The following is a 15,671-nucleotide window of genomic DNA, read 5'->3' as shown; positions in this document are numbered from 1 at the left end:
GGACTTGAGGTATGAGCGAATCGCGCGACCGCCGGGCCCAGTTCGGCTGGGCTTTCTACGACTGGGCGAACTCGGCGTTTGCGACCACGGTCGTGGCCGGCTTCTTTCCCATATTTTTCAAAAGCTTCTGGAGTTCCGGCCATCCGGCAGAAACCAGCACGCTGCAGCTGGGTGTAGGCAGCGCGCTGGCCAGCCTGGTGGTATTGGTGCTCGCGCCGTTGCTGGGCGCGGTCGCCGATCGCAGTCGTCGCAAGAAACCGTGGCTGGCGCTGGCGACCGGCCTATCCGTGGCAGCGACTGCGGGCCTGTTTTTTGTCGGCGAAGGGCAGTGGTTGTTTGCCCTCACGCTGTTCGTGATCGCATCGGCTGCCTTTTTTCTGGCGATGGTGTTCTACGACAGCCTGATTGTGGATGTGGCCACGCCGGCAGATTACGACCGCGTATCGGCGTTGGGCTACGGGCTGGGTTACCTCGGTGGCGGCTTGTTGCTGGCGGTGAATGTGGCCATGACGCTTTGGCCGGAAATGTTCGGCCTTGCCGATCGTGCGGCCGCCGTGCGCTGGTCGTTTCTGAGCGTGGCCGTCTGGTGGGCGCTGTTTGCCTTGCCCGTGTTTCTCTGGGTGAAAGAAGAGCGTGACGCGGATACGCCCAGTGCCGGACAAGCCATGCGGGAAGGGGTCTCCGAGTTGCGTCGGACCGCGCGGCGTATTTTCGACGAAAAACCCGTGCTCACCTTCCTGATCGCTTACTGGCTGTATATCGACGGCGTGCATACGATTATTCGCATGGCCGTGGATTTCGGTCTCAATCTGGGCTTTGGCGAAACAAGCTTGATCACGGCACTGCTCCTGGTGCAGTTCATCGGCTTTCCGGCCGCGGTTACCTTCGGCTGGCTGGCCTCGCGCTGGGATACCAAGAAGGCGATCTATCTCGGTCTGGCGGTGTACGCCGCGGTCACTGCCTGGGGCTATTTTCTCGCTTACGAATGGCAGTTCTATGTCATGGCGATGGTGATCGGGTTGGTGCAGGGCGGGGTGCAGTCGCTATCGCGCTCTTATTTCGCCCGGCTGATTCCCGAGGGCCGTGCAGGCGAGTATTTCGGTATCTACAACATGATGGGCAAGTTCGCGGCTGTGATCGGGCCGCTGCTGGTCGGGGTCACAGCGGCGGCCACCGGCAGTGCGCGTCTGTCGATCCTGTCGGTGCTGATTCTGTTCGTGGCCGGCGGCTGGCTGCTCACCCGGGTTGACGCCCGCGCCGCGCCCAGCCCCGAGTGAACTTCGCCCTGTCTGGTGTTGCATGACTGAACAGGTGGCCTCTCGCGGATAACCCGGTGGGGAAACGCGGTTTGGCGCCCGGGCGCCTGTTTGCGGATCTCGCGAGGATGGTTGTGCCCGGCTAGGGGGCCGTCTGCGGCTGGGGAACGAAGGTCTTGATCACTGCCTCGGCCGCGCTCACCACGTTCTGTGCCGGGGCGTGCCGATCGTAGAACGTTAGCGGGGATAGATAGGCGCCTTCCCAGAGCAGCATCAACGTGTCGCCGAGTGCGTCCGGCGTCGGCGTTCCCAGCTCGGCGGCGAGTCGCCGAAAACGCTGGCGCATATCGGTTTTGTACTCTTCGATGATTGCCTTGGCCGGATGCTCGGTCTCGGAGAGCTCGACCGCGACGTTTGAAAGCGGACAGCCGCGCGAGGACTCGGCGCAGGTCTCGATCAGGTGGGCTTTGAAAAGCGCTCTGGTCTGCGCCAGCGGGTCGTCCTTGTACTGTTCGAGCGTGGTTTCCCAATGGGCGAGGCCTTGTTCGACTTCGTGGCGGACATAAGCCGCGACGAGATCGTCTTTCGACGCGAATGCCCGGTAGAAGCTCATCTTGTTGGTGTCGGCCTCCGAGACGATCGCATCGACGCCGCGGGCGACGTGGTGGCCGCTATTCGCGATCAGAATATCCAGGTCGCGGCCGGCCAGCTGGGCGCGCCGCAGGCGCACAGCAGCGCGGATTTTCAGCTGCTGATCAATACCAAGGGCCGGCTGAGCACCGCCGAAGAGTTCGAGAACATCGTCGTCAAGACGGGCGAGGCGGGCCAGATAACCTACTTGAAAGACGTCGCCCGCGTACAGATGGGCGCCAATACTTATGCGTAGCGGGCGCTGCTGGACAACGCTCCGGCGGCGGCTATTCCTGTTTTCCAGCGCCCGGGCAGCAATGCGCTCGAGATTTCCGAGCAGGTACGCGCGAAGATGGCGGAGCTCAAGAAGAGTTTCCCCCAGGGCGTGGATTATCAGATCGTCTACGACCCGACCGTGTTCGTGCGTGAGTCGATACGCGATGTGGTGCACACGCTCATCGAAGCGATCGTGCTCGTCGTGCTGGTGGTCATCTTGTTCCTGCAGACCTGGCGTGCGTCCGTCATTCCCCTGATCGCGGTGCCCGTGTCGCTCGTCGGCACGTTCGCGGTGATGTATCTGTTCGGGTTTTCCTTGAATGCGTTGTCGCTGTTCGGCCTGGTGCTGGCGATCGGCATTGTCGTGGACGATGCGATCGTCGTGGTCGAAAACGTGCAGCGTAATATCGAGAATGGGCTCACGCCGGTCGATGCGACGCGCCAGGCCATGCGCGAGGTCACCGGGCCGATCGTTGCCACGGCACTGGTGCTATGCGCTGTATTCGTGCCGACCGCCTTCATCAGTGGCCTGTCGGGCCAGTTCTACAAGCAGTTTGCGCTCACGATCGCCATCAGCACGGTCATTTCGGCATTCAATTCGTTGACTCTGAGTCCGGCGCTGTCGGCGCTGTTGCTCAAGGAAAAGGGCGCAGCACCCGATCGGCTCACGCGTACGATCAATGCGCTGTTCGGCTGGCTGTTCCGGCCCTTCAATCGCTTCTTCGCGGCGGCCTCCACCGGCTATGTCCGGGGTGTCGGCCGGGTCTTTCGCATGGGCGGCATTGCGGTGTTGATCTATGCCGGCCTGATCGGACTGACCTGGCTGGGTTTCACCCAGACACCGACCGGCTTCGTGCCGCAACAGGACAAGCAGTATCTGGTTGCCTTCGCGCAACTGCCGGATGCGGCCACCCTGGATCGCACCGAGTCAGTCATCCGCCGCATGGGCGATATCGTTGCCGAACAGCCGGGTGCCGAGAGTGCGATTCAGTTCCCGGGGCTGAATATCAACGGCTTCACCAATAGTCCCAATACCGGCATCGTATTCGTGTCGCTCGATCCGTTCGAGGCGCGTACCAGCGCCGACCTCAGCGCGAACGCGATCGCCGGCGCGCTCAATCAGAAGTTCGCGGGTATTCAGGATGCCTTCGTGGCGGTGTTTCCGCCGCCGCCGGTCAACGGCCTGGGCACGATCGGCGGCTTTCGTATGCAGATACAGGACCGCGCCGATCTCGGCTCGAAGGCCCTGTATGAGCAAACCCAGAAACTGGTTGCCGCCGGCAACGCCGACCCGGTGCTGGCCGGGCTGTTCACCGGCTTCCAGCAGAACGTGCCGCAGATCGATGCCGACGTGAATCGCGACAAGGCGATTGCCCAGGGCGTGAACCTGCAGCAGCTGTTCGACACCATGCAGGTGTATCTGGGTTCGCTGTACGTGAATCAGTTCAATCGGTTCGGGCGCAGCTATCAGGTCAATGTGCAGGCCGAGCCGGACTTTCGTCTGGAACCGGACGATATTCTGCACCTGAAGACGCGTAATGCCGACGGCCACATGATTCCGCTGGGGGCGTTCGTCACGCTCAACGCCTCGTCCGGCCCGGACCGGATCATGCACTACAACGGCTACGCCACGGCCGAGATCAACGGTGGGCCCGCGCCGGGCTTCAGTACCGGTCAGGCGCAGGCTGCAATGGAACGGGTGGCCCAGCAGACCCTGCCCAACGGCATGAGTTTCGAGTGGACCGACCTGACCTACCAGCAGATTCTGGCCGGCGATACCGGCATGCTCATCTTTCCGCTGGTGGTGGTGCTGGTATTTCTGGTGCTCGCGGCACAGTACGAAAGTCTCGGCTTGCCGCTGGCCGTGATCCTGATCATGCCGATGGTGCTGTTCTCGGCCCTGCTCGGCGTGCAGATTTCGGGCGGGGATAACAACATCTTCACTCAGATCGGGCTCATCGTGCTGGTTGGCCTGGCGAGCAAGAACGCGATTCTGATCGTCGAGTTCGCCAGCGACCGCGAGGCCGAAGGTGCCGGTCCGCTGCGGGTCGTACTCGATGCCGCCCGCCTGTGACTACGCCCCATTCTGATGACATCGGTGGCCTTCATTATGGGCGTCGTGCCCCTGGTCATCTCCACCGGCACTGGCGCGGAAATGCGCCGTGCCATGGGCGTGGCCGTGTTCTCCGGAATGATCGGCGTGACCTTCTTCGGGCTGATGCTGACGCCGCTGTTCTATCTGCTGGTGCGCAAGGCCACGCGCTCACTGGCGCGCCGGCGGGCAGGGCGTGCCGACGCCACGACACGTGCCGATCGACTGGCGCCGCCGGCCGGAGAACAGCAATGAAATATCGTTTTCTGATCTTTGTCGCGTTGTTGGGGCTGACCGCCTGTGCGGTGGGCCCCGACTACACCGCTCCGAGCACGCCGCCGGCCGAACTGCGAGCCATCGATGAAGGTGAATTCGTGGCGATAAGGCCGGAAGCAGCCTGGTGGCGCCAGTGCGATGACGCCGCGCTGGATTCACTGGTCGCCCGGGCGCTTGCCGCGAATCTTGACCTGCAACGGGCGCTGGCCCGTGTCCGCACGGCGCGTGCCGTGTTCACCGGCGAGAAGTACGACTATGCGGCGCATGTGCCGCTCGATGCCCGCTATACCCGCAGCGACCGGCAACAGCCGGGCGTGAGCGATCGTCCGGTCGAAACCGAGCAGTACAGCCTCGGCCTCGATGCGAGCTGGGAGATCGATCTGTTCGGCCGTGTGCGCCGCTCGGTGGAAGCCGCGTATGCGGATCTGGGTGCAGAACAGGAACAGCTACGCTCGGTCGAGGTGATGGTGGCAGCCGAAGTGGCACGCAACTACTTCGAGTTGCGCGGCGCGCAGCGCCGAATCGCGGTCGCCCGGCGCAACCTGGAGAACGCGCGCCAAACGCTCGACCAGACACGCGTGCGCTACGAGATCGGCACGATTTCGCAGGTGGACGTCTATCGCAGCCGCGCTCAATTCAAGGCAATCGAGGCCGGTATTCCGCCCTTGGAGGCCAGCGAGCGCCGAGCGGCATTCCGTCTCGCTGTCCTGCTGGGGCAACGCCCGGGCGCGCTGGATGATGAACTTCAGCCCGAGCGCATCGCGACCTATGCAAAAGCGCTGCCGATCGGTGATACCACCGACCTGCTGCGTCGGCGGCCCGACGTGCATGCGGCCGAAAGACGCCTTGCCGCAGCCACTGCGCGTGTTGGCGTGGCCACGGCCGAGTTGTTTCCGCGGGTCAGCGTGACCGGGTTCGTGGGGTTCATTTCAGGTGATTACGCCGACCTGTTCAACTTCAGTTCCGATGGCGCGCGTGCCTGGTCCGTCACACCGAGCGTCAGCTGGGCCGCCTTCGATTTCGGGTCGCTACGCGCTTGCCTCGAAGCCCGAGAAGCACAGGCCGATGCCACGCTCGCGGATTATCAGAAGGCCGTGCTCACCGCACTCGAAGATACCGAAAACAGCCTGACCGCCTACGCGAAACAACAGAGCCGGCTGTCGAGCCTGGTCGAGCAGGCAGATGCCGCGGCCCATGCCGCAGAGCTGGCCGCCGTGCAATACCGCGCCGGCAGTCTGGACTTTCTCAATTTGCTCGATGCGCAACGCGACAGCTGGCTGTCGACGACGCTGTCGCTGCTGCGCAAACCGCGGTCAACGTTAGCGTGGCCGGTATCTACAAGGCCCTGGGCGGCGTCGGCCAGCCTGAAAAAACCGATGTTCTGCGCCAACGATGAATACGAAATTCCTATCTGTATCCCTGCCTGTACCTAATTGTTTGGAGATCGCCATGAAACATGAACCGGCCAGCGCGCCTGCAAATCAATCCGATACCGCACCATTGCGCTCCGATAATGTGCTCTCTGCAGCATAGCCGATCGGACGTCGGCTGAAACACGATATGGATCGTTTGTTCGGTCGCGGCGAGTTGCGGGTGCTGGCCCGCGGGGACGACGAACGCGACCGTTCGTATTCGCTTAACCGATCCCGTGCCGTGCGATCGACGCCGAGCGGCCGGGCGTGCCGCATACTTAATCAATCCATTGCAGATTGTCTGGACATGCAGAGTCAGTCGCGCCAGGTCGCCTGGATGTTAGCGGGGCCAGGCCACCGGTCGGAACGGATGCTTCTCGCAAAGGCGGTTGCGCTCATCGAGCAGCAGGTGGATCAGCTCGGTCGACGTATCGTCGAACTCGGCGGCGCGGTGGAGGGTAGCGTTCGCCAGGTAGCCGCACGCTCCGGGCTGAATGAACACCCGGCTGCGGCCGACGACGTGGCAGCACATATCGAGTCGGTGGTCCTGGCGTTTGGGCTGGTCAGCGGTGCCATGCGCGAAGATTGCGGCGAACTGTCTGCGCTGGGCGACGAAACCAGTCGTAAAGTGCTCGGTCGTACGGCAGAGCAGTTCACCCACTGCCACGAACGGCTTGAAACCCTGTTGTCGGCTATGCGGGAAGCAGCTTTGCCGATCAATAGCGGAGACCTCCGGCGGGCAGGCGACCAGAGGCCGTGACTCGACGGTGCAGGATAGCGTTGCGCTGTTCTGCCATCGCCGGTTTGTGCCCGTCGGTGCGGTTTGCGATCTCATCCAGTGCCCGTCCATATCGACTGACGCGTTCATTGCTGCCGCGGGTCGTTTGGCACGGACGTACAGATCAACCCGGCTTCAGCCGCCTGCCGGCTAGCGTGCCAAGCGGTGTACATGCGCTGCATGACGGCCATACTTGACCTGAACTCTGGTTGAGGTCTTAGTCTGCGCTACCTCCATGAAAACGAATGAGTTTGAAAACCGATGGATAAGCAGTACAGCCCCTGGAATCGTGACCTGTTTGCGGATTGCGCGGTATGCAATATCGGTGTGGCCGATATGATCTTTGTATCCGGCATGGGTTCGGAAGATATCGATACCGGCGAAATCCGCCACCCCGGCGATGTCGAGGCGCAGGTCCGTTATGCCTACGATCGGATTGCCGCCATTCTGGAAAACAACAAGTCCGGGTTTGGCGACGTGGCCCGGGTGGTGGCCTATCTCAGCGACATGCGGCACAAGGACGTCTATGAGCGCGTCCAGGGCGAGTATTTTGCGGGCTTGAACATGCCGGTGCACTCGCTGATTGAGGTCAACGCGCTGGCCTGGCCAGGGATGCTGGTCGAGGTGGAAGTAACCGCCGTGCGGCCGCACTGAGCTAGCCACGCCACCCAATTCGCGCCGAGCATCGTATCGGCCCGGTACAGAACCTCAGGATTGATCTGGCGGTCTGTTCATCCACGCTTTTACTGCCTCGGGTAATTCGCGCGGCTGGGGATCGTAGCCCTGGCTGCGCAGCCAGTCGCGTACGGCCATGCCGGTGCCGCCGGGCCAGTACTCGGCTTTCGCTTTGTCGACATGGAAATAGTCGACCAGCTCCGGATCCAGCGTGATCTCACCTTCGCCGATCAGATGAAAAGCCAGCAGCAGCTGGTTCTTGCGGGCGAAGCCATAGGCGCCGACAAAGCGTGTGATCCGGGTCTGGATACCGAGCTCTTCGGCCACCTCGCGCACGATCCCTTCTTCCGGGGTTTCGCGTGGCTCCAGAAAGCCGGTGACCAGGCCGTACATGCCTTCCGGCCACAAAGCATTACGGGCAAAGACCAGCTGGCCTTCGTGTTCGACAATACCGGCCACGACCGGAACGGGGTTATCCCAGAACACATAGCCGCAGGTATCAGTGGAGCAGACCAGTCGCTCGAAATCGTTGACTTCGCGGCGCACGAGCGGGCTCGCGCAGACGGGGCAGAATTGGCGTGGGTCGTTCATGAGGCGCTTCTCGATGGGCGGCGACGTTCGGGCGCGCGTTTGCCGGGCCGAAAGGCACGCGCTGCACGGATGAACGTATCGCGTTCGTGTGGGCGGCTGGCGTGGGCCGGGGCATAACGCAGCCGCGTGTATTGTGCGGCAAGCGATTGCATATCGTCTGCCAGATCCGCCCGCACCGCTGCGATCCGGTCGGCGTAGGCACGCGCGCCTTCATCGGCCCGCCTGGGGTAACCGATTCTGGCGAGGCGCGCGCAGACACTGCGCCAGGCGGCAACCACCGCGTCCGGGTCGACAGCGCGACGGCTACGCCAGGCCATACCGACAGAGACCAGCGCCAGCAGCGCGACCACGCCCGCGGTGAGCGCCAGCAGCGGTCGGCCCCAGCCGCCGCCCAGGCCAAGCAGGTCGAGCATGCGTTGTTGCAGCTGTGGGCCATAGGCCAGAAACCAGCGGTTCCAGCCGGCGTTGATGCCGTCCCAGAGCATCTGCACGCGATACCAGGTCGCGCCGCTGGCACGTGCCATATAAGGCAGCGACGAGCGATCGGCGATCGAAGCCGCAACACCGGCTTCGATACGCCCCGGCGCCACGGCGGCTGTGGGATCGACACGCACCCAGCCACGCCCGGCCAGCCACACTTCCGACCAGGCATGGGCATCGGAATTGCGCACCAGCCAGTAGTCGCCGACCGTGGCCCGCTCGGCGCCCTGATAACCGGTGACCACGCGCGCGGGCACGCCGGCGGCGCGCATGAGAAACGTGAATGCGCCGGCGTAGTGTTCGCAGAAACCGGCCAGGGTATCGAACAGGAAATCGTCGACGCTGGCGTCCTCTCGGGTTGCCGGCGGGCTGAGCGTGTAGCGATAGGGCTGTTGTCGAAAGCGTTGCAATGCCGCCTCGACAATGCGGGCCGGCTCGCGGTACTGCGCGTGCCAGCGTGCTGCCAGGCGCCGGGCGCGTTCGTTGCCTTCGACCGGCAGCAGCAACGCACGGCGACGCGCGCGGGCATCCAGTTCGCGATCGAGTACGCCGCCGACGACGGATGTCGTGCTATAGCGCATGCGTGCATTGACATCGTCTTCCACGCTCAGCGTCGCACCTGCGTTGAGCGTGCTCGATGTATCGGCGGCCAGGGGCACGTCGAGCGCGATCAGCCAATCGTGGCGCGTGGGTTCGAGGGTGATATCCACGCGCTGACGCCGGCCGGAACCGGGCTCGACCCGACCGCCGGCCAAGCGTCGGTCCGCATCGTTGCGCGACCAGGTTCGACCGTCGAAATCCCAGAGCACGGGCCCGCGCCAGTAGCGTTGCGCGGGCGGCACGTCGCCGTCGACAAAGCGTGCCCGCAAGGCAACGCCACCATCGAGCGCAAGATTCGTCAGACTGCCCGGCGACATGCTTTCGGACAGCCCGGTACGTGCCTGCGCCCCGGCATCCGACGGTAAACCCCAGATCGGTCCAGGTATACGCGGGAACAACACGAACAGCAGAACGGCAACCGGCAACGCCTGGGCGAGCAGCTTTGCGCTTTCGCCGAGCGTGGAGCGCGGCGTACCGGCACTGGCGATATCCACAAAGGCTGCGACCAGCACCCAGGTGCCCACCACCAGATAGAGCGCCATTGCCAGGCTTTGTGAAAACAGGAACTGGGTTGCCAGCAGAAAACAGGCAAGCGATAGAAACACCATCGCATCGCGATGGGTACGAATCTCGCAGAGCTTGAGCGCGAGCAGCAGGACGAGAAGCGACACGCCCGCTTCCTGGCCGTTTACCCGCCCAAAACCGGCGAACACGGCGCCGAACGCCGCGGCGGCCAGTACGAAGCGGACCCAGCGCCCGGGCAGCGGCCATTCGCGCAGCGCACCCACGAACTGCCAAGTCATGATCGGCACCGCGAGACCCAGCACCCAGATCGGCAGATGCAGCGCATGCGGGATCGCGATCAGGCTCAGGCACACAATCAAACGCAGCCGCTGGCCCGCATCCGGCGCGTTCTCGAATCGGCTCGTGGTTGTCGTCGTGGCGCTGTTCATGCGACGGCCAGAGCGCGCAGGCAGGCCACCCGATGGGCCGGGCCCTGGTCGGGCCCGAACTGTTTCGTGTTCACCTGCAGGCCGTAGGCCACGCCGGCACGATCAGCCACGACCACCCAGCGGGCGAGCTGCGATAGCCTTGTTTCGCGATCAGCTGCACTCACGCGGTCTTCGGTCAGGCATACGGCGTCGCTTTGCCGGTCGGCATATTCGCGGACGCGCAGATCGTCGCTGCGTGCGCTGGCCTTCCAGTCGATATGGCGCGGCGAGTCGCCGGCGACATAATCGCGATGGCCGAGAAATTCGTCGGTGCCGAGCAGGACCAGCCGGCGCGACGATTGCTTGGCGCCAGCGCCGCCGGGCAGCCGATCATGGCCCGCGCAGCGCGGATACACGAGTACCTGCGTGTTTGGCTGCAGCCAGCTCCAGGCTCGAAACAGCCCTACGGGATAAATGCTCTCGACGCGCAGGCGCGGACACATGCAACGCCCGCGTTCGCTGGCGACGTGCTCGACAGTAACGGTCTGGGTCTCGCCCGGGGCGATATCCACCTGCGTTGTCGCGCCCTGACCATCCGCGCTGATCCGTAGCGCGCGCCGTCGGCGCGCATTGGCATGATCGAGCGTGATATCGAACTTCAGCGTATCGCCGGCGAACACCGGCCCCGCGTGAATCGTGCTCAGGCGCAGGCCGACGAGATTGGCGTGGGCATGGTGCATGGACACCAGGGCGATAGCGGCGAGCCAGAACGTGAGCGCAAACGCGAGACTGTTGCTGTAGTTGGTGGCACCCAGCAGCATCACCAGCAGCAAAATGGCAAACACGGCACCGTTGCGCGTCGGCAGGATGTAGACGCGGCGGCGCGATATCGTCAGCGGCAGGCCGCTGGGCGGATTGCGGCGTTCGATGAAACGCGCACGCAGATCGCGGGCATGGCGGCGAAGACGAGCCACGTTCGAAAAGCCGCCCTAGATCACGCCGATCTGTTCGCGCATCAGCGCCGAGGCGCGGCCTTCACCGGCGTCACGACGGGTCAGACGATGGTCGACAACCGCCGGCAGAACCGCCTGAATGTCTTCGGGCATGACGTAGTCGCGTGCGTCCTGTAACGCCCAGGCTTGGGCGGCGCGGCGCAGCGCCAGGCCGGCGCGCGGTGACAGCCCTTGTTCGAATATGCCGCGGCGACGACTGAACGCGATCAGTTCGAGCAGATAGTCGAGCACGGCGTCACGCGTGTGTACCGATCGCACGGCTGCCTGCCATCGGCCGAGTTGTTCGGCATCAGCCAAGGGTGCGAGCGGGGTGTTCGTGTCGCGCTCGCCGGCGAGCAAACGCCGCTCCGCCGTTTGTGGCGGATAGCCGAGTTCGATACGCATGAGAAAGCGATCCAACTGGCTGTCGGGCAGGGCGAATGTGCCGCTATGATCGAGCGGATTCTGGGTGGCGATTACCGTAAACGGCTGCGGGAGGGCGCGCGTGCGGCCTTCGATGGTGACCTGGCGTTCGGCCATGGCTTCAAGCAGCGCGCTTTGCGTGCGCGGGCTGGCGCGATTGATTTCGTCGGCGACCACCAGCTGCGCGAATATCGGGCCGGCGTTGAAGGTAAATGCCGCCTGGCCGCGATCGTAGACCGATACGCCCAGAATATCGCTGGGCATGAGATCGCTGGTGAACTGGATACGCGCGAAGCTCAGGCCCAAGGCGTCGGCCAGGGCATGGGCGAGCGTTGTCTTGCCGACACCCGGCACGTCTTCGATAAGCAGATGACCGTCGGCGAGCAGGCAGGCCAGGGCCAGGCGAATGCGGTCATCTTTGCCGAACACGCGGGTTGCTGTTGCCGTACGTATAGCGGCAAGCGATTCCGCGATATCGGTTACACCCAGCTCAGGGGCAGGCGTGGCGTCGGCTGACACAGTCGGCGGCATGGGCGTACGAAGCTCGGAAAGCGCAATAGAAACCAGATTACCGAATACGTGCCGGCATGGACACGCTCCATGCGTCGGCTACGACGCAATTCCTGGTTCTTACGTCGGAGCCCGCTCGAAACGATGCACCGCCCGCGGCTGCGACGCGGCGCAACGGGTTCGTCAAAGCCAGCATGACGTGCTCAATCGGCTTTCGGCGCCTCAGTCGCGCGGATCGTGCTCGTCTCGGGCATCGGACGCCTTGCGTTCGTAGTCGCCTTCGATTACCGACTGCGGCGAACGCTTTGTCGACGAGTTGCCGGCACCGCGGCCGGCATAGCGCTCGTTCGCGGCCGCAGCGCCGGCCGGCGTCATGATCACGACGCGGGACACCAGACGCCGCGCGATCTGCTGACGCAGGCCGGGCACGAGGAGCACGAAGCCCAGCGCATCCGAAATGAAGCCGGGTGTGAGCAGCATGAAACCGGCAAACAATAGCGCCGCACCGTCGAGCATCGGCAGCGCCGGCATCTCGCCACGCGCCTGCGACTCGCGAATTCGCGCGAGCACCGTCAAACCCTGTCGGCGCACCAGTTGGCTACCAATCACGGCGGTCAGAATCACCAGCGCGATGGTCGGGAAGAATCCGATCATGCCGCCGATCTTGATGAGCAGAAACAGCTCGATAATGGGCAGGGCGATGAACAGAATTAGAAGTCGCAGAGCCATGGATTCTCTCCGGTAAGCGGTCTATAAGGCCGCGATGCGGGCGCGTTGTTCGGCCAGCTCGCTGGCCTCGCGTTCGACGTTGACCTGCTGTTCGCGGGCCTTGGCCACCACATCGGCCGGCGCCTTGGCCACGAACGACTCGCTGGCCAGGCGGTTGCGGATGCCGTTCAGGTCTTTTTCCAGCTTCGCGAGGCGTTTGTCCAGCCGGGCGAGCTCGGCTTCCTTGTCGATCAGACCGGCAAGCGGCACGCGAAGTTGCATTTCGCCCACGAGTGCCGTGGCCGCATCGGGGGCGTCGTCGGCAGCGATTTCGTCGATGGATCCCACACGAGCGAGAAAGTCGATTGCGGCCCGATGGGTGGCCAGGCGCTCGCGGTCGCTGTCGCTGGCGTTGGCGACCATCACTGGCATGGGCTGGCTGGGCGCGATATCCATTTCGCCGCGAATCGTGCGCAGCCCGTCGATCACGTGGCGCAGCCACTCGATTTCGGCTTCGGCGGCCTCATCGATACGGGCTTCATCGGCACGCGGGAACGGCTGTACGGAAATGCTTTCGCCGTCGCTGGCGAGCGCTTCGCCGCGCGCCAGAGGCGCGACGCGCTGCCAGATTTCTTCGGTGATGAACGGCATCAACGGATGCGCCAGGCGCAGCGTGGCTTCGAGCGTGCGCAACAGCGTGCGGCGCGTGCCGGCCTTGGCGGCATCGCTGGACTCACCCGAGAGCACCGGCTTGATCAGCTCGAGATACCAGTCGCAGAAATAGTGCCAGATGAAGTCGTGAATCGCCTTGGCGGCGAGATCGAACCGATAGTTGTCGAACTGGGCCGCGACTTCACGCTCGACGCGTTGCAGGCGCGATACAATCCAGCGATCGGCCTGCGAGAGTTCGACCGCGTCGTCGCCTGCCGGCGTGTAGTCGTCGGGAATCTGCATGAGCGTGAAACGCGCCGCGTTCCAGAGCTTGTTGCAGAAATTGCGATAGCCCTCGACACGGCCCAGATCGAAACGAATATCGCGGCCCGGCGACGCCAGCGCCGCAAAGGTAAAGCGCAGCGCGTCGGTGCCGTGGGCGGCGATGCCGTCGGGAAAGGCCTTGCGCGTAGCTTTTTCGATCGCCTTGGCTTTCTGTGGCTGCATCATGTTCGCGGTGCGCTTGGTCACCAGCGATTCCAGGTCGATGCCGTCGATCAGGTCGATCGGGTCGAGCACGTTGCCCTTGGACTTGGACATCTTGGCGCCGTCGGAGTCGCGTACGAGGCCGTGCACGTAAACCTCGCGAAACGGCACATCGCCCATGAATTCCATGCCCATCATGATCATCCGGGCGACCCAGAAGAAAATGATGTCGAAGCCGGTGACCAGCACGGAGGTGGGGTAGAAGGTTTCTAGCGCCTTCGTCTTTTCCGGCCAGCCGAGCGTGGAGAATGGCCACAGGCCGGAAGAGAACCAGGTGTCGAGAACGTCTTCGTCCTGAGCGAGGGCGATGTCCGCGCTCAGACCGTGCTTTTCGCGCACCTCGGCTTCGGATTGGCCGACATAGATATTGCCGTCGGCGTCGTACCAGGCGGGAATACGATGGCCCCACCACAGCTGGCGCGAGATGCACCAGTCCTGGATGTTGCGCATCCATTCGTAGTAGGTTTTGTCCCAGTTGCCGGGCACGAACCGGATGCGCCCGGTTTCGACGGCCTCGATCGCCGGCTTGGCCAGCGTCTTGGCATCGACGAACCACTGGTTGGTGAGCATCGGCTCGATCACGTCGCCGGAGCGGTCGCCGTAAGGCTGCATGATGGCCTTGTCCTCGACCGCGATCATCAGGCCGTCGCCGTCGATGGCCTCGACGATCTGCCGACGCGCTTCGTAGCGATCCAGGCCGCGGTATTCGTTGGGTACGAGATTGATCGCATCCACGTCGACTGCGTTCGGCGTGGCCCCGCTGGCCACGATTTCAGCCGCGCGGGCGGCGGTCTGTTCGTAGGCTTCGCCGTCGACGCGCAGCGCCGCCTTGCTGTCCATCAACCGATACATCGGGATGTTATTGCGCTTGGCGACTTCATAGTCGTTGAAGTCGTGGGCGCCGGTGATCTTGACCGCGCCGGAGCCGAAGTCCGGGTCCGGGTATTCATCGGTGATGATCGGGATCAAACGACGTTGGGCTTTCGGGCCGACCGGAATCTCGCAGCGCAGACCCACGATCGGCGCGTAGCGGGAGTCGTCCGGGTGAACGGCAATTGCGCCGTCGCCGAGCATGGTTTCCGGGCGCGTGGTGGCAATAGAAATATAGTCGCGGGTTTCGCGAAAGGTTTCGTTACCGTCTTCGTCGGTTTCGATGTATTCGTAGGTGGCACCGTTCTCGAGCGGATATTTGAAGTGCCACATATGGCCGGCGACTTCTTTATTCTCCACTTCAAGATCGGAGACGGCGGTGTCGAGCACCGGATCCCAGTTCACCAGACGCTGACCGCGATAGATCAGGCCCTTGTCGTACATGGCGACGAACGTATCGCGTACGGCCTCGGACAGGCCGTCATCCATGGTGAAGCGTTCGCGCGACCAGTCCACGGAGGTGCCCAGCCGGCGCATCTGGCGGGTGATATGCCCGCCGGACTCGGCTTTCCAGTCCCAGATGCGGTCGGTAAAGGCTTCGCGACCGAGTTCATGGCGCGATTCGCCTTCGGCTTCGACCTTGCGCTCGACCAGCATCTGCGTGGCAATACCGGCATGGTCGGTGCCCGGCTGCCAGAGCGTGGGCTGGCCAAGCATGCGGTGATAGCGGGTGAGCGCGTCCATGAGCGTGTGCTGGAAGGCATGGCCCATATGCAGGCTGCCGGTCACGTTCGGCGGCGGCAGCATGATGCAGTAGGGATCGCCCGGCGCATCGTAATCGGGCGCGAAATAGCCGCGCTCTTCCCATACGGGGTACCAGCGCGCCTCGATGGTATGGGGGTCGAAGGTCTTGTCCAGCTCGGCCATCACAAAAGCCTTTTAGCCCGATATCCGGGCCTGTCGTTCGTAAATT

At 63.7% G+C, this 15,671-nt stretch carries 10 protein-coding genes and 2 pseudogenes; 5 read left to right on the top strand and 7 right to left on the bottom strand.

All coding sequences use genetic code 11. The features are described from left to right. The first annotated feature begins 11 nt into the window (after positions 1-11). Positions 12-1,277 (top strand): MFS transporter, encoded by a 1,266-nt coding sequence (locus tag SSPSH_RS09835; RefSeq protein ID WP_006914274.1) that lies wholly within the window; start codon positions 12-14, stop codon positions 1,275-1,277. Positions 1,278-1,398: 121 nt separating this feature from the next. Here SSPSH_RS09835 and SSPSH_RS18740 read toward each other — a convergent pair whose 3' ends face one another. Beyond that, a complete protein-coding gene (locus SSPSH_RS18740) occupies positions 1,399-1,869 on the bottom strand; it encodes a TetR/AcrR family transcriptional regulator (protein WP_006914275.1) in 471 nt (156 codons plus the stop codon). Positions 1,870-1,917: 48 nt separating this feature from the next. Here SSPSH_RS18740 and SSPSH_RS09825 point away from each other — a divergent pair. The 4 genes and pseudogenes from SSPSH_RS09825 to SSPSH_RS09810 form a co-directional block, all read left to right on the top strand. Then, positions 1,918-4,509: pseudogene (locus tag SSPSH_RS09825) on the top strand (efflux RND transporter permease subunit); the annotation flags it as partial. After that, positions 4,506-5,926: pseudogene (locus SSPSH_RS09820) on the top strand (efflux transporter outer membrane subunit). The pseudogenes SSPSH_RS09825 and SSPSH_RS09820, both read left to right, overlap by 4 nt. A gap of 164 nt (positions 5,927-6,090) precedes the next feature. Then, complete coding sequence (locus SSPSH_RS09815) at positions 6,091-6,702, top strand: ferritin-like domain-containing protein (RefSeq protein WP_006914280.1); 612 nt, start codon at positions 6,091-6,093, stop codon at positions 6,700-6,702. 279 nt (positions 6,703-6,981) lie between these two features. Next, positions 6,982-7,374, top strand: coding sequence for a RidA family protein (locus SSPSH_RS09810; protein WP_006914281.1), 393 nt, complete (start codon positions 6,982-6,984; stop codon positions 7,372-7,374). 54 nt (positions 7,375-7,428) lie between these two features. Here SSPSH_RS09810 and SSPSH_RS09805 read toward each other — a convergent pair whose 3' ends face one another. From SSPSH_RS09805 to SSPSH_RS09780, 6 genes are all read right to left on the bottom strand, one after another. Beyond that, positions 7,429-7,986, bottom strand: coding sequence for an NUDIX domain-containing protein (locus SSPSH_RS09805; protein ID WP_006914282.1), 558 nt, complete (start codon positions 7,984-7,986; stop codon positions 7,429-7,431). Next, a complete protein-coding gene (locus SSPSH_RS09800) occupies positions 7,983-10,019 on the bottom strand; it encodes a transglutaminase TgpA family protein (RefSeq protein WP_021031655.1) in 2,037 nt (678 codons plus the stop codon). The genes SSPSH_RS09805 and SSPSH_RS09800 overlap by 4 nt, the downstream gene beginning before the upstream one ends. Then, positions 10,016-10,972, bottom strand: a complete 957-nt coding sequence (locus SSPSH_RS09795; protein ID WP_006914283.1) for a DUF58 domain-containing protein — start codon at positions 10,970-10,972, stop codon at positions 10,016-10,018. Before SSPSH_RS09795 ends, SSPSH_RS09800 begins: the two co-directional genes overlap by 4 nt. 15 nt (positions 10,973-10,987) lie before the next feature. Further along, positions 10,988-11,944, bottom strand: a complete 957-nt coding sequence (locus SSPSH_RS09790; protein WP_006914284.1) for an AAA family ATPase — start codon at positions 11,942-11,944, stop codon at positions 10,988-10,990. 201 nt (positions 11,945-12,145) lie between these two features. Further along, positions 12,146-12,652 carry an FxsA family protein gene (locus tag SSPSH_RS09785; protein ID WP_006914285.1) on the bottom strand — a complete coding sequence of 169 codons (507 nt, stop codon included), beginning with the start codon at positions 12,650-12,652 and terminating at the stop codon, positions 12,146-12,148. Between the two features lie 21 nt (positions 12,653-12,673). Further along, entirely contained in the window at positions 12,674-15,625 is a 2,952-nt protein-coding gene (locus SSPSH_RS09780; protein WP_006914286.1) for a valine--tRNA ligase, read from the bottom strand. Positions 15,626-15,671: the final 46 nt, after the last annotated feature.

The sequence above is a fragment of the Salinisphaera shabanensis E1L3A genome (assembly GCF_000215955.2).
GTDB lineage: Bacteria > Pseudomonadota > Gammaproteobacteria > Nevskiales > Salinisphaeraceae > Salinisphaera > Salinisphaera shabanensis.
This window is presented reverse-complemented; position numbering and strand designations above follow the sequence as displayed.

Coding starts and splice junctions, on each gene's coding strand:
- SSPSH_RS09815 (WP_006914280.1), top strand. CDS start 6,091: ATGGATCGTTTGTTCGGTCGCGGCGAGTTGCGGGTGCTGGCCCGCGGG.
- SSPSH_RS18740 (WP_006914275.1), bottom strand. CDS start 1,869: ATGAGCTTCTACCGGGCATTCGCGTCGAAAGACGATCTCGTCGCGGCT.
- SSPSH_RS09805 (WP_006914282.1), bottom strand. CDS start 7,986: ATGAACGACCCACGCCAATTCTGCCCCGTCTGCGCGAGCCCGCTCGTG.
- SSPSH_RS09800 (WP_021031655.1), bottom strand. CDS start 10,019: ATGAACAGCGCCACGACGACAACCACGAGCCGATTCGAGAACGCGCCG.
- SSPSH_RS09785 (WP_006914285.1), bottom strand. CDS start 12,652: ATGGCTCTGCGACTTCTAATTCTGTTCATCGCCCTGCCCATTATCGAG.
- SSPSH_RS09810 (WP_006914281.1), top strand. CDS start 6,982: ATGGATAAGCAGTACAGCCCCTGGAATCGTGACCTGTTTGCGGATTGC.
- SSPSH_RS09835 (WP_006914274.1), top strand. CDS start 12: ATGAGCGAATCGCGCGACCGCCGGGCCCAGTTCGGCTGGGCTTTCTAC.
- SSPSH_RS09790 (WP_006914284.1), bottom strand. CDS start 11,944: ATGCCGCCGACTGTGTCAGCCGACGCCACGCCTGCCCCTGAGCTGGGT.
- SSPSH_RS09780 (WP_006914286.1), bottom strand. CDS start 15,625: ATGGCCGAGCTGGACAAGACCTTCGACCCCCATACCATCGAGGCGCGC.